Here is a 13,827-nt window from a genome sequence, read left to right on the forward strand (position 1 = left end):
GCAGGTTCGCCGTACCGGGCCCGCTGCATCGTCGCCCGCGCCGGGGGTGACCGGCGCCCGGCACGGGCCGCTCTCAGCGCAGCTTGGCCGCTCGCGCCGCCTCGAACTGGTTCACCCAGTGCCGCGTGCGGTCGAGATACGCCGTCTCGGCGTCGGCCCCGGTCTTCCCGTACGCACCCGAGAAGGTCTGGTAGCCGTGACCGGCCGGCGGGTTGCCCGACGCGGGTTCGATCGAGCTTCCCTCGTGCCATTCGTTGAAGGAGGTGACGGACACCCAGGTGGGCGATCCGCCGATGGCCGGGTCGAGCGCGTTGTTCCACTGCTTGTCGTACGCGGCGCCGTTGTCCCTGCCCAGGGTGGGCGTGGTGTTGCCGGGTACGGCGCGGTCGTCGATGTAGCCGGGTGCCACCGACGGCGCCCAGACCAGATCGTTGGCCCGCGCGTAGTCCCCGGCGTTCTTCCAGCCGGGAGCGGTGGCGCCGGCGATGCCGTCGTAGGTGTAGATGCCGTTGAAGTGCGCGATCTTCGAGGTGTCGGTGGTCTGGGCCAGGACGATGTTGTTCTCGGTCACCTGGTCCAGCGCCGACCAGTCGGGCACGTCGAGGCTCTGGAAGACGTAGAACGCGTTGCTGTCGCCGCGCTCCGCGTCCCTGAAGTACGCCGGGTGGTCGCCGTAGTTGTCGTTGATGTAGTTGATGTCGTCCACGGTCGACGCGCCGCTGCGACCGCTGTACGGCTCCAGGTGCCAGGCGACCTTGATGCCGTGGCGCTGGGCCGCGTCCATCACGCCGTCGACCAGACCGTCCTCGTAACTGCCCTGGCCCCACCAGCTGTAGACCAGGACGTTGGCGCCCGACTGCTTGATCCACTTCATGTGCTGTTCGACGGCGCCGGTGAAGTCACCGGAGTCGTAGGCTCCGAGCTTCGGGTAGAGGTCGGCGCCGACGTCCTCGGGCGGGTTCTGGCCGCCCTGCTGCCAGTGCCGCCAGCTGCCGTTGATCTCGGGGTTGCCGTACCAGGGGTAGTAGAAGAGGTGCACGTTCGACGAGCCCTCGGCCTTGGGCTCCTCGGCGGCGCCGGACAGGGTGAAGCTGTCGATGTCGAACAGCGCGCCCGCTCCCCCGGTGAAGCGCAGGAACAGCGCGCCCGTCCCGGTGGCGGTCAGCGTCGTGGAGACCTGGGTGAAGGTCTCCCAGCCACCGGTCGGCTCGATGTCGACCGACCCGAGGAGTGTGCCGGTGGCCGATCCCGAGCGGATCTCGACCGCGCCGCCCGCGCCCGCCGAAGAGACGTCGGCGGTGAACTTCGTGGCACCGGCCGTCCGGACCTGGGAGTACCCGGCCCAGTCACCGTTCTCGATGTGGCCGAGGGTCTGGCCGCCGCTCGCCGAGCCGTGGTTCGCGCGCTCGACTCCCGAGCCCGAGGTGTACGCCTCGCCCTCCACGGTCGTGGGCTGCGGACCCGGGTCCTCGCCGCCGTCCGACGAGCAGTCGGCGTCGACCGCGCCGGCCGCGTACTGGATGCCGCCGAGCAGCACCTGCCGGAAGGCGGGGTCGGCGTACGACTCCCGGGTGTGGCCGAGCCCGGTGTAGAAGGACCGGCCCGCGGCCTGTTCGTCGCACCAGGTGATCGGGTGGTCGTCGCCCATCTCCCCACCGCTGTAGGTGGATTCGTCCAGGCTCTGGAGCACGTGCACGCTTTCCCGCGGATTGGTGCGGTAGTTGTACCACTCGTCGGTCCTGGTCCAGGTCGGGTCCAGGTGCGAGGTGGCGGGGTGGCTCCGGTCCTCGTTCCCGACCGTCGCCTGCTGGATCGCGGGGTGGCTCTTGAACCAGGCCCCGACCAGGCCCTCGTACTGGGGCCATTCGCACTCGGTGTCGGCCGCCGCGTGGACGCCGACATAGCCGCCGCCCCCGTCGACGTACGACTTCAGCGCGGTCTGCTGCGCGTCGTTGAGCACGTCGCCGGTGGTGCTGAGGAAGACGACCGCCTCGTAGTTCGCGAGGTTGGCCGTGGTGAAGGCGCCGCTGTCCTCGGTCGCCGTGACGGTGAACTCGTCGGCCGCGCCGAGGTCCCGGATCGTCTCGATGCCCACCGGGATCGAATCGTGCCGGAAGCCCGCCGTCTTGGAGAAGACGAGTACCTCGTACGGATCGGCCGCGGCCTCGGCGCAAGCACCGGTGGGTGCCAGGAAGGCGGCGCCGAGCGCGACCGCCAGTACGCAGGACACGTGCCGCATTCGCCGGGCGACGCGCTGTCTCATCGGTCCGCTCCCTTCACGGATTCGGCCGCCCCGGCGCCCTTGTCGGCCTTGGCCGCCGCACCCGTGGAGAAGGTGAAGGCGTCCAGGTCGAAGAGGTTGCCCTGGCCCGTCGGGCCCTTGAAGACGAGGAACAACTCCGTTGTCCCACCGGGGGCGTTGGTGATGTCGGTCGTGACGTCCTCGAAGTTCTCCCAGCCGCCGGTCGGGGCGACCGCCACCGAGCCGAGCAGTGTTCCGGTCGCCGACCCGGCCCGCATTTCGAGCGTGCCGCCGACACCGCCGGACGCGACGCGCGCCGAGACGCCGGTCGCGTTGTCCACCGCGTACGGCTTGAAGGAGACCCAGTCGCCGTTGTCGGTGTAGCCGACCGTGGCGCCGCCCTCGGCGTTGCCGTGGGCCGCGACCTCGATGCCGGACTGGGCGCCGAAGTGCTCGCCCTGCCGGTGCCGGGGCTGGAGGACGCTGTCGCTGTGCGTGGTCAGGCCGCCGGCGTCGGTGTACTCGGCGTCGAAGACCCCGTAGATGTTGGCGGCGGTGTCGTGCTCACCGTCGACGGGGACGTCGATGGTGCCGGTGCAGCCGTTCTTCGAGGTGATCTGGTGCCGGTGCTCGTCGTGGCCCAGCAGATACGTCACCTTGACCTTGGCGCAGTCGATGGTGCCGTCCTCGGGGTCGGTGACCGTCACGCCGAACGGGACGCTGTCACCCCAGGAGAAGAGTTCGCCGTCGGTGGGCGTCGTCAGCGTGACGGTGGGCGCGGTGTTACCGGCCGTCACCACGAGGCTGGCGGAGCCGGTGAGGCCCTCCGGGTCGGTGACGGTGAGGGTCGGCTGGTAGGTGCCGGCCTCGGTGTAGGTGTGGCTCGGGTTGGCGTCGGTGGACTTCGTACCGTCACCGAAGTCCCAGGCGTAGCTGAGCGCTCCGCCCTCGGGGTCGGTGCTTCCCTCGGAGGAGAAGGAGACCGCCAGCGGTGTGGGACCGGAGGTCTTGTCGGCGGCGGCCTTGGCGACCGGGCTGCGGTTGCTGCCGGCCAGGTACTCGACGCGGTACAGGGCCTGGTTGTTGGAGCCGGTTCCGTAGTCCAGCACGTACAGCGCCCCGTCGGGGCCGAACGCCTGGTCCATCACCTGGGTGCCGGTCCACGGGAAGTTCTCGATGACGCCGGGGGAACCGTCGGCCTCGACCTCGATGGCCTTGATCCACTTGCGGCCGTACTCACCGGCGAAGAAGCGGCCGTCGAGGGACTCGGGGAACTTCACGGCGGAGTCGAGACCCGCGTCGTAGTTGTAGACCGGTCCGCCCATGGGCGATTCGGAGCCGCTGCCGAACTCGGGCGGGGAGCCCGCGTCACCGGAGTAGCGGATCCAGGCGGCCTCGGCCGGCGGGAGCTTGCTCTGGCCGGTGTTGTGCAGGGAGTTGTTGGTGGCGCCGCCCGCGCAGTCGTACTTGCCGGCGGAGGGGCCGTCCGGGAACGCCCACTCGCCGTAGGTCTCGGTGGCGGTGTTGGAGCCGGTGCAGTACGGCCAGCCGAAGTTGCCCGGTCCGGTGATGCGGTTGAACTCGACCTGGCCGCTGGGGCCCCGGTCCGCGCTCGTGGAGCCGGAGTCGGGTCCGTAGTCGCCGAGGTAGACGATCCCGGTGGCCTTGTCGACGGACATCCGGAACGGGTTGCGGAAGCCCGTCGCGTAGATCTCGGGACGTGTCTGCGCCGTGCCCGGGGCGAAGAGGTTGCCGGACGGGACGGTGTAACCGCCGTCGGCCGTGGGCTTGATCCGCAGGACCTTGCCGCGCAGGTCGTTGGTGTTGCCCGAGGAGCGCTGGGCGTCGAACTGCGGGTTGCGGTCGGTGCGTTCGTCGATCGGCGAGTAGCCCGAGGACTCGAACGGGTTGGTGTCGTCGCCCGTGGTCAGGTAGAGGTTGCCCTGCGCGTCGAAGTCGATGTCACCGCCGACGTGGCAGCACTGGCCGCGGTCGTTGGGGACTTCGAGCACGACCTTCTCGCTCGCGGTGTCGAGGGTGCCGTCCGCCTCGAGTGTGAAGCGGGAGAGGTTCAGGTGCCCCTTCCACGGCTCGAAGTCGGCGGCGCTGCCCGTCACCGGGGCGTCGCCGCCCGGTGTGTCGAGCTTGGGCGAGTAGTAGAGGTACAGATACCGGTTGGTCGCGAAGTCCGGGTCGGCCGCGACTCCCTGGAGACCTTCCTCGTCGTGCGTGTAGACGTCGAGCTTGCCCGACGTCTTGGTGTTGCCCGAGGCGTCCGTGAGTCGGACCGTTCCGTCCCTCGCGGTGTGCACGACCGAGCGGTCGGGCAGGACGGCCAGCGACATGGCCTCGCCCAGTTCGGAACCACCGAGGGCGAGTTGTACCTGCTGGTAGTCCGATGCGGGGATCTCGGCGGCTTCGTGCTCCGGGTGACCGGGGTGCGCGACGGCCGCGGGAGCGGCGGTGAGCCCGGCGGAGAGTACGAGGGCGAGCGCCGCGAGGATTCTGGACCACGCTGGTGGGCGTCGTGACATGGAGTTTCCCTTCCTGACCAGAGGTGGGGTGCGTCAGGCAAGGCGCGCGCCGTCGCGCTTTGCTGCCGTGCGGGTGGTGCGGACCGGTGCGGGGGGGGTGATGGGCCGGGTGGCGCGGAGATGACGCGGTTCGGTACGCGGGGGGGATGCCGTGCGTTCGACCGGGAGCCATGTCCGCAGTCCGGGCGAGTTGCATGCTGGCAACGGCGAATTAATTTGTCAAGGTCGTGTCAAAATTGCCGTCGGCCGTTCCGGTGGAGCCCCGCGTGTCCGCGCGAGGCCGAACTCGCCCCGCGTAGACCGGCCTTGGCCTGCCGCGTTTCCCGGTCGATCTTGGCGTTCGAGGTACCGGCAACTGGCCACCTTTCGGACAGTGTTGTGTGACTGAACAAATTCGACGGGGTTACGGAAACTCCGCCGTGACGCGCGGCGGCGCCGGGCCGGGTCCGCCGGGCGGGAAGGTTTGCCCGACCGGGAGAGACTGTGCGACTCTTCGGTGCCATCTCTCCGAAAGGGCTGATCGTGACACTCGGCATGGTTCTCGGCGACATCTCCTCCCGCGCTTCGACGCGGGGGCGGTAGACGGCCACACCTGCCTCTCGATCCGCGCCCGTGCCGCCGTAGTCCGCGGTAGGGGCCGTTTCCCGTGCTCCTCGTCGAAGTGCTCTTCGTGCCCCCGCACGTTCGATCACGAGGAGTATGTGATGCCCACGATCAGCTGGACCGAAGGCGACCACGCCGAAGGGGCCCACGGAGCCGCCGACTGGCACTCCGAGAGCGGGTCGCCTCCCCCGGCCCACGTCGTCGTCGCCGACGACCGGATGAAGGCCGACACCGCCTACCGACTGGCCCGCAAGGGCACCGCCCTGCTCTGGCGGGGCGACTTCCACAACGCGCGCCAACTTCTGTCGGCGATGAGCCGCCGCGTCGAACGCGAACCGGCCCGGCCCGCCGCCGGCCCGGCCGAGGCGTTCCGTCTGCACCGCCGCGCACGTGCCCATCGCGCGCGTGTGCTGGGCAAGTTGCTCGTGACGCTGGAAGGCGACCACTTTCTCGCGCTGCGCAGGGCTCCCGATGTCCGCCGCGCGTGCGCGCAGGCGTACGGCCCGCCGTCCGGCGCCCGCGTGGTCGCGCTCACCGAACTGCTGGGGGTGATCGGCGCGCGGCAGTGGCGCGCCAAGGGCGTGGAGGTGCCGGCGCTCGGCGCCCGCGTGCATCCGCACTACGGCGTGTTCTCCCCGGTCAGGGGTGAGTACGTCGACCTCGTCGCGCGAGCGCCGCTGGACGGACCGTCACCGGTGGCACGCGGCAGCCGTACGGCCTTCGACCTCGGAACGGGCACCGGCGTGCTCGCCGCTGTCCTGGCCGGGCGCGGGTTCGACCGTGTCGTGGCCACCGACATCAGCCCCCGCGCCCTCGACTGCGCCGACGACAACGTCCGCGCGCTGGGACTCGCCGGGAGGATCGACGTCGTGGGCCCGTGCCTGTACCCGGAGGGCCGAGCCGATCTGGTCGTCTGCAACCCGCCGTGGATTCCGGCGCGGCCGACGTCCACCGTCGAGCAGGGTGTGTACGACCCCGACAGCGGGATGCTCCGCGGCTTCCTGGCGGGGCTCGCGAGCCATCTCGAACCGGGCGGTGAGGGCTGGCTCGTCCTGTCCGACCTGGCCGAACACCTCGGGCTGCGGACCCGGCGCGAGCTGCTGTCGGGCATCGCGGCGGCGGGCCTGCGCGTGGTGGACAGGACCGGTACGAAGCCGCGCCATCCACGGGCGGCCGACACCACCGATCCGCTGCACGCGGCGCGCGCCGCGGAGACCACGTCGCTCTGGCGCCTGAGCCGCGCGTAGTCCCGTGGCCCGCCACCCGGTGAACCGCCCCGGTCACCGGCCCGGTTCAGCTCAGCAGCGCCCGCAGCGAGACCGCCGTCCGCGCGATGAACGCGTCTCGGGTCGCCTCGTCCAGCAGTCCCAGCGACAGGAAGGGATTGAGATCCTCCAGCTCCACCAGCAGCAGCTCCCCGTCCGGCGCGCGGCACGCGTCGACGCGCTGGATGCCGTGGTCGAGGGTGTTCCAGTCGATGAACTTCCGGGCGAAGTCCAGGTCCACGGCCTTGGCCCGGTACGGCACGAGCTCCCAGCGCCGGTCCGGGTCGGGCGCGTGGAGTGCGTACTGGAAGTCGTGGTCGACGAAGTAGAAGGAGACCTCGTACCGGAAGGGGATGCGCGGCTGCACGAGGGTGTCCCGGAGGTCCCCGAGGTCGGACAGCCGGTCGCCCGGCACGAACCGCATGCCTATGGAGTCCGCCCCGTCCTTCGGCTTGACGACGTACTCGTCGGCGTCCGGCAGCCGGCCCAGGTCCTCGGCCCTGTCGACGGTCGGTATGACGGGCAGCCCCTCGGCGCTCAGCTCCACCAGATACTGCTTGCCCGCCATGTCGCCGCGCCCGGTGAGCGGGTTGTAGACGCGTACGCCGTCCGCCGCCGCCCGCTCGCGGAAGTCGTCGTAGACCTCCCGGTAGTGCAGCACGGGTCCGCTGTTGCGTACGACGACGGCGTCGAAGTCGCCCATGAGCCGGGCGGCGTCGGCCGGATGGCAGGTGGCGACGGTGAAGTCACGACGCAGCCGGGAGGAGAACAGGATGTCCTCGTCGCAGTAGCGGCGGCCCTTCGCCTCGTAGGCGAAATCGGTGACATAGAGAATGCGCGGGGGCGGGGCGGCGGCGGACATCGTGCTCCTGGGAGTGACGGGGATGCCCGCAGGCTACGCGGCGCGGATGCGGGGCGGGGATGCCGGTCCGATGCCCGGGGCGATCGGGGCGGCTCACAGGGCCACCACGGTCGCCTCGGTCGCCTTCACGCTCGTCCAGACGGGCACACCGTCGGCCAGTCCGAGTTCGACGGCCGCCTGCGGGGTGATCTCGGCCACCAGATCCGGTGCCCGCTCCGAGGTGATCAGTACCCGCAGCCGGCTGCCGCTCGCGGTGATCTCCCGTACGGTGCCGGGCCAGACGTTGCGGGGGCTGCCGCTCGGCCGGTCGCGGTGCACGGAGACGGCCTCCGGGGCGATGATCGCCAGCGCGCGGGTGCCGGGAGACAGCGGATCGGCGGAGACCAGCAGTCCGCCGCCGGTGGGCGCGAGACCGTCGGCGGTCGCGGTGCCGGGCCAGGCGTTCTTGCCGAGCATCCGGGCCACCCACGGTGAGCGGGGGTGGCGGGTGACATCGGCGGGCGGCGCGTCCTGGACGACCCGGCCCTCGTCGAGCACGAGGACCCTGTCGGCCAACGACACCGCCTCCACCGGGTCGTGAGTGACCATCAGACAGACACCGCCGAAGCCGTCGAGATGGGTACGCAGGGTGTGCCGGACCCGCGCGCGGGTCGTCTGGTCGAGCGCGGCCAGCGGCTCGTCGAGCAGCAGCAGCCGGGGGCGGGTCGCCAACGCCCTTGCCAGCGCGACCCGCCCGGCCTGCCCGCCGGATACCTGGGCGGGCTTGCGGTGTGCGAGGTGGCCCACGTCGAGACGGTCGAGCCACTGTCGCGCGGTCCGGCGGGCCTCGGCGCGGGTGACACCCTGGGCGCGGAGCCCGTACGCCGTGTTGTTCAGGGCGCTCAGATGCGGGAAGAGCGCGCCGTCCTGGGGCACCCAGGCGACGCCCCTGCGGTGCGGCGGGAGCGCGGTGACGTCGAGCGCGCCGAGGCGAAGCTCGGCGTGGGCGCGGGTGGTCAGGCCGAGGAGGGCGCGCAGGAGGGTGGTCTTGCCGGCGCCGTTGGGGCCGACGACGGCGATGGTGGTGCCGGGTTCGGCATCGAGCACGAGGCGGGTGAAACCGGTGACGTCGGCGTGCAGCGCCCAGCGCTCGTCGACGGCCGTCGTCTCTTTCACCGCGACCGGCGCGGCCTTCGGCCCCGGCCCCGGTTCGGTGCCGTCGTCCGGTGAAGTGGCCCGGTCCCGGCGCCTGTCCGGGTTGCCCGCGGTGTCCCGTGGTGTGCCGGTCCAGCGCCCGCGCAGCGCGATCAGCACGGCCATGGCGATGACGAGCAGCAGCAGCGAGACGGATGTCGCGGCCTCGGGCGAGTTCTGGAGCAGCAGATACACCTGGAGCGGCAGCGTCTGGGTGGTGCCCGGCAGATTGCCCGCGAAGGTGATGGTCGCGCCGAACTCGCCGAGCGCCCGCGCCCAGGTCAGCGCGGCCCCGGCGAGCAGTCCGGGGGCGACCATCGGCAGGGTGACGGTGGCGAACACCCGTACCGGCGAGGCGCCGAGGGAGGCGGCGGTCTCCTCGTAACGGGGGCGCAGTCCACCGAGCGCGCCTTCGAGGCTGATGACGAGGAACGGCATCGCGACGAACGTCGCCGCCACGACCGCGCCCGAGGTGTGGAAGGGCAGCGTGATGCCGAACGTGTCCTCCAGCCAGGGGCCGAGCAGCCCGCGCCGCCCGAAGGCGAGGAGCAGCGCGACGCCGCCGACGGTGGGCGGCAGCACCATCGGCAGCAGGACCAGGGACCGTACGAACGCCTTGCCGGGGAAGTCGACCCTCGCCAGCAGCCAGGCCAGCGGCACCCCGAGGACGAGGGAGAGCGCGAGGGCCCAGAAGGAGACGAGGAGGGACAGTTCAAGTGCCTCGACGACGCCGGGGCTGGTCAGATGGTCACCGACCTCGCCCCAGGAGGTCCGGGCGAGGATCCCGACGAGCGGCAGGAGCAGGAAGGCGACGGCGAGCAGCGCGGGGACGGCGAGTGCGACGGGGGTACGGGTACGGCCCGGGGCACGTCGGGGGAAGCTGAGGCGGCTCATCGGGCTCCTGCGTTTCCTGGCGTCCGCCGCACGAGGGGAGGACGGCGCGTGACACACGCGAGTTGACGGGTGGCGGAGGGTGTCGGCCCGTCGACTCGCGTGCGGGTCACCGGGGTTACGGCTGCTGGAAGCCGGCGTCCTGGAGGAGCTTTTGCGCCTCGGGGCTGCTGAGCCACGCGACGAACGCGGCCGCCGCATCGGCGTGTTCGGACGTCTTGAGCGTGGCGGCCGGGTATTCGGCGACGGCGTTCCGGCCGTCGGGGATCTCGATCGCGTCCACCTTGTCCGTGGCGGTGGCCGCGTCCGTCTTGTAGACGATCCCGGCGTCGGCCTCGCCGAGTTCGACCTTGCTGAGGACGGCGCGGACGTTCGGTTCCTGCGAGACCGGCCTGACGTCGATCTTCTGTGCGCCGAGGACCTGTTCGCTGTAGCGGCCGACCGGGACCTCGGGCGCCGCGAGGACGACCTTGAGCTCGGTGTCGGCGAGGTCCTCGAGATTCTCGATCCTCTCCGGGTTGCCCTCGCCGGTGGCGATGACGAGGCGGTTCTTCGCGATGACGGTCGGCGTCCCGGTGTCGTCCTTCAGACCGTCCATGGTCTTGGTGTCGGCGGTGACCAACGCGTCGGCGGGAGCGCCCTGTCCGACCTGCGCGGCGAGTTCCTGGGAACCGGCGAAGGAGAACGTCACCTTGGTGCCCGGGTTCTCCTTCTCGTACGCGGCGCCCGCCGTCTTGAAGACGTCGGTGAGCGACGAGGCGGCGAGAACGGTGAGTTGGGCCTCGGGGGCGCCGGTGGCCGACTCGGTGGACTTGGCTCCGGCGTCGCTGTCGTCGCTGTCACCGCCGCCGCACGCGGTCACTGGCACGAGCAGGGCCGCGGTGAGCGCCGTGGCGGCGGCGCGGCGTACGGCGGCGCTGAGGGTGAAGGACATGAGGGTCAGGACTCCCTGGAAGGCTCGGAGGAGGCTGGGAGGAAGGCGGTAGGGGTCAGACGCGGTCGATGTGCACGCTGGTCGACTTCACGCGGGCGGTGGCCCGCATGCCGACCTCGAGGCCCAGCTCCTCGACGGCTTCCCTGGTCAGGAGCGAGACCAGCCGGTGCGGGCCGGCCTGGATCTCGACCTGGGCCGCCACGTCGCCGAGCTTGACGGCGGTGACGATGCCCGGGAAGGCGTTGCGGGCGGACGTGTACGAGACGTCCTCCTCACCGCTGCCGCCCTGGCCGACCTCGATCGAGAACGCGGCGAGGTCGCGGCCGTCGATGAGCCGTCGGCCGCCTTCGTCGCGATGGGTGGCGACCCGGCCGGCGTCGGCCCAGCGACGGGCGGTGTCGGTGCTGACGCCCAGCAGGCGGGCTGCCTGGCCGATTGTGTAGGACTGCATGCGCGGAAAGATAGGCCTCCGACCCTCGCATCTGCAAGGTTTCAGGTCATTGTCCATGGCAGATGCGTGGCGTCTAGGAGGAACCGACGAAGGCGGGCGAAGGCTGGGGGGTGCCCCTATCTGTTTCGTCAACCCCGGTGGGGTCGGCTTGTAGGGGTTGATCCTGGTTTTTTGGGACGTCCCGCGAAGCGGGATGTCCCCGACGGATCGGGTGGCTGATGGGCAGTGCGGTGGTCGGCGGGGCCGCGGTGGCCGTGCCGGTGCGCGGGTGTGATGGGGCCTGGAGGGCGGGGGCGGTGGAGTCGTCAGGCAGCGAGGTCGACGTCGCCCGGGGTGCGTGCTTCGTAGAGAGCCCCGGTGCGGATCATCGCGTGGATGACGTTCACGCGCTGGCGGGCCAGGCGGAGGATCGCCTGGGTGTGGGTCTTGCCGCGTGCGCGTTGGCGGTCGTAGTAGGTCCGGGAGGACGGGTCGGTTTTGCAGCCGATCGCGGCGAACGCGGCCTGGAACAGGGCCCGTTTGAGGAGCCGGTTGCCGCGGTGGGGTGCGTGTTCGCCGCGAATCGAGGTGCCGGAGGACTTCGTGGCCGGGGCGAGTCCGGCGTAGGAGGCGAGGTGTCCGGCGCTGGGGAAACCGGTGCCGTCACCGATCGCGACGATCACGGCGGCCGTGGTCCTGACGCCCAGGCCGGGCAAGGAGGTCAGGAGGTGGAAAAGAGGGAGGGCCTCCAGCAGGGCAGCGATCTCCTGCTCGGCCTGGCGGCGCTGAGTGTGGGCGGCGGCGAGCTGGGCGGCGAGTCCCGGCACGATCAGCGCGGATGCCTCGGTGCCGGGAACGACGAGGGTCTGCTCGGCGAGCGCGTCGAAGATCTCTGCGGTGAGGTGGTGGGCCTTGCGCGAACCGTGCGCCTTGAGCAGGGACTCGCAGCGGGCCCGGCCCAGTTTCTTCAGCCTGGCTGGGGAGCCGTGGCGCTGGAGGAGAGCCTGGATGTAGGGGTAGGCCAGGCGGGGGCCGAGGACACGTTCGAGGGAGGGATGGATCTGGGAGAGCAGGCCACGCAGCCGGTTGGTGGTGCGGTTGACCTCGCCGGCCAGGTCGTTGTCGTAACCGGTGAGCATCGTCAGCTCGGCCAGCACCTCGTCGTCGCGGTCCACCGCCCGCAGGGTGTGCGGCATCGTGCGGGCGGTCTCGGCGATCACGAACGCGTCGCGGGCATCGGTCTTGGCCTCGCCGGGATGCAGGTCGGCGGCCCGCCGCATCGACAGCCCGGGCAGGTAGGCCACCCGGCAGCCCGCCGCACGGGCCACCGTCAGCGGCAGCGCACCGATGTTCGCGACCTGGTCCACGATCACCAGAACGGTGCCGAACTTCGCCACCAGCCTGGTGGGGCCTTCACCCGGAATCTTGGACACGGGCTATGCGGCTGGGGCCAGGGTAGTTGATGTTGAGTTGAGGGCTGTCTCGTAGGCGATGGGACTGCGTTGTCCGAGGCTGGAGTGGCGGCGTCGGGTGTTGTAGCGGTGGAGCCAGCGGAACAGGTCGAGGCGGGCTTCGCGCTCGTCGGCCCACGCCCTGCGGCCCTGGAGTGTCTCCCGCTTGCAGGTGGCGTTGAAGGACTCGGCGAGTGCGTTGTCCGCCGAGCTGCCGATGGCGCTCATGCTCTGCATCACGCCCGCCCGGCGACAGGCGTCGGCGAACGCCCTGCTCGTGTATTGGGCGCCGTGGTCGGTGTGCATGACGGCGCCGGCCAGGCTGCCGCGGCACCGTTCCGCGGCGGCCAGGGCGTCGGTGACCAGTTCGGCTCGCATGTGGTCGGCGATCGCCCAGCCTGCCAGGCGCCGGGAGGCGAGGTCGATGACCGTGGCCAGATACAGGAACTTCCCGCCGGTCAGCGGGAGGTAGGTGATGTCGCCGACGTACTTCGTGTTCACCTTCGCGGCGGTGAAGTTGCGGCCGATGAGGTCTGCTGCCTTCGCGGCGGTCGGATCCGCGATGGTGGTGCGGTGCTTCCTGCGCAGCCGCAGTCCGGCGAGTCCCGTGGTCTGCATGAGGCGGGCGACACGTTTGTGATTGATCCGCTCGCCGTTTTCGCGGAGCTCGGCGGTGATCCTCGGGACGCCATAGGTGCCGTCCGAGCTGTGGTGGATGGTGCGTATCCGCGCGGCGAGCTTCGCGTCGGCTGCCTTGCGGGCCGCCCTCGCGGCCGCGGTGTTGCGCCAGTAGTAGAAGCTCGAGCGGGCGATGCCCAGGATGGTGCACAGCCGCTTCACGCCGAAGCGGCGCTGGTGGTCGGCGACGAACTGGAAGCGGTTCACCAGCGCGTCTCCCCGGCGAAATACTTCGCCGCCTTCCTCAGGATCTCGCGCTCCTCCTCCAGCTCGCGGACCTTCTTGCGCAGGGCCGCGTTCTCCTCCTCCAGCGGCGTGGGCGGCTCCGCGGCTGTCTCCGCCCGGCGCCCCCTCGGCCGGTTCGCCCCGGCCGCCCGAACCCAGTTGCGCAGCGTCTCCGGGTTGACTCCCAGATCAGCGGCAACCGACCTGATCGTCGCTCCGGGCCGGGACCGGTACAGCGCGACCGCGTCCGCCTTGAACTCCGGCGGGTAGTGCTTCATGACCACGAGATGTCCGTTCTCAGATCCTCAGGATCCAGTGTCTCGTGTGCCCAAGATCAAGGGTCAAGGCCCGTGAACAGCTCCAGCAGTCTCGGCTCGGTGTTGGGCAGCCGCTTGTCGTGCACGGTTCTGCCGTCCCGGGTCCGGCCGTGGGCGTGGTGGAACTCCTTGCCCAGGTCCAGGCCGAGGAAGAGATCTATCGCGGTCGTGTCGACCATGTGCGTGTGCCTCTCGCCACTCGTCTCCTGAAACTCCCGGCCG

Annotated in this window: 9 protein-coding genes and 1 pseudogene; 1 reads left to right on the forward strand and 9 read right to left on the reverse strand. The window is 70.9% G+C overall.

The features are described from left to right. Window positions 1–73: 73 nt before the first annotated feature. Both SSPS47_RS09290 and SSPS47_RS09295 read right to left on the reverse strand, forming a co-directional pair. Window positions 74–2,263 (reverse strand): ThuA domain-containing protein, encoded by a 2,190-nt coding sequence (locus SSPS47_RS09290; RefSeq protein ID WP_164250174.1) that lies wholly within the window; start codon window positions 2,261–2,263, stop codon window positions 74–76. Beyond that, the gene (locus SSPS47_RS09295; RefSeq protein ID WP_164250176.1) at window positions 2,260–4,776 is read right to left on the reverse strand and encodes a PQQ-dependent sugar dehydrogenase; all 2,517 of its coding nucleotides are present in this window, start codon (window positions 4,774–4,776) and stop codon (window positions 2,260–2,262) included. The genes SSPS47_RS09290 and SSPS47_RS09295 overlap by 4 nt, the downstream gene beginning before the upstream one ends. A 704-nt stretch (window positions 4,777–5,480) precedes the next feature. Here SSPS47_RS09295 and SSPS47_RS09300 point away from each other — a divergent pair. After that, window positions 5,481–6,626 carry a class I SAM-dependent methyltransferase gene (locus tag SSPS47_RS09300; protein ID WP_164250178.1) on the forward strand — a complete coding sequence of 382 codons (1,146 nt, stop codon included), beginning with the start codon at window positions 5,481–5,483 and terminating at the stop codon, window positions 6,624–6,626. A 46-nt stretch (window positions 6,627–6,672) separates the two neighbouring features. Here the strand turns inward: SSPS47_RS09300 and SSPS47_RS09305 are convergent, their stop codons facing one another. The 7 genes and pseudogenes from SSPS47_RS09305 to SSPS47_RS09335 all read right to left on the reverse strand — a co-directional run bounded on the left by SSPS47_RS09305 (window position 6,673) and on the right by SSPS47_RS09335 (window position 13,784). Beyond that, window positions 6,673–7,506: a hypothetical protein gene (locus SSPS47_RS09305; protein ID WP_164250180.1), complete on the reverse strand. Its 834-nt coding sequence runs from the start codon at window positions 7,504–7,506 to the stop codon at window positions 6,673–6,675. A 93-nt stretch (window positions 7,507–7,599) separates the two neighbouring features. Further along, entirely contained in the window at window positions 7,600–9,573 is a 1,974-nt protein-coding gene (locus SSPS47_RS09310) for an ABC transporter permease (RefSeq protein ID WP_164250189.1), read from the reverse strand. Window positions 9,574–9,688: 115 nt separating this feature from the next. Next, window positions 9,689–10,504, reverse strand: coding sequence for a molybdate ABC transporter substrate-binding protein (modA, locus tag SSPS47_RS09315; protein ID WP_164250191.1), 816 nt, complete (start codon window positions 10,502–10,504; stop codon window positions 9,689–9,691). Between the two features lie 55 nt (window positions 10,505–10,559). Next, a complete protein-coding gene (locus tag SSPS47_RS09320; RefSeq protein ID WP_078077473.1) occupies window positions 10,560–10,955 on the reverse strand; it encodes a helix-turn-helix transcriptional regulator in 396 nt (131 codons plus the stop codon). Window positions 10,956–11,260: 305 nt separating this feature from the next. Continuing rightward, window positions 11,261–12,337 (reverse strand): annotated as a pseudogene (locus tag SSPS47_RS09325) (IS110 family transposase); the annotation flags it as partial. 33 nt (window positions 12,338–12,370) lie between these two features. Beyond that, a protein-coding gene (locus tag SSPS47_RS09330; protein WP_164250193.1) for an IS3 family transposase occupies window positions 12,371–13,572 on the reverse strand; the annotation gives its coding sequence in 2 pieces (ribosomal slippage) (window positions 12,371–13,281 and window positions 13,281–13,572; 1,203 coding nt in all). Between the two features lie 50 nt (window positions 13,573–13,622). Next, window positions 13,623–13,784: a hypothetical protein gene (locus tag SSPS47_RS09335; protein ID WP_203557810.1), complete on the reverse strand. Its 162-nt coding sequence runs from the start codon at window positions 13,782–13,784 to the stop codon at window positions 13,623–13,625. Window positions 13,785–13,827 lie beyond the last annotated feature (43 nt).

The sequence above is a fragment of the Streptomyces sp. S4.7 genome, assembly GCF_010384365.1.
GTDB lineage: Bacteria > Actinomycetota > Actinomycetes > Streptomycetales > Streptomycetaceae > Streptomyces.

Bases quoted from the DNA above. Each gene is read 5' to 3' on its own strand.
- SSPS47_RS09290 (WP_164250174.1), bottom strand. From the start codon at position 2,263: ATGAGACAGCGCGTCGCCCGGCGAATGCGGCACGTGTCCTGCGTACTG.
- SSPS47_RS09295 (WP_164250176.1), bottom strand. From the start codon at position 4,776: ATGTCACGACGCCCACCAGCGTGGTCCAGAATCCTCGCGGCGCTCGCC.
- SSPS47_RS09300 (WP_164250178.1), top strand. From the start codon at position 5,481: ATGCCCACGATCAGCTGGACCGAAGGCGACCACGCCGAAGGGGCCCAC.
- SSPS47_RS09305 (WP_164250180.1), bottom strand. From the start codon at position 7,506: ATGTCCGCCGCCGCCCCGCCCCCGCGCATTCTCTATGTCACCGATTTC.
- SSPS47_RS09310 (WP_164250189.1), bottom strand. From the start codon at position 9,573: ATGAGCCGCCTCAGCTTCCCCCGACGTGCCCCGGGCCGTACCCGTACC.
- modA (WP_164250191.1), bottom strand. From the start codon at position 10,504: ATGTCCTTCACCCTCAGCGCCGCCGTACGCCGCGCCGCCGCCACGGCG.
- SSPS47_RS09320 (WP_078077473.1), bottom strand. From the start codon at position 10,955: ATGCAGTCCTACACAATCGGCCAGGCAGCCCGCCTGCTGGGCGTCAGC.
- SSPS47_RS09335 (WP_203557810.1), bottom strand. From the start codon at position 13,784: ATGGTCGACACGACCGCGATAGATCTCTTCCTCGGCCTGGACCTGGGC.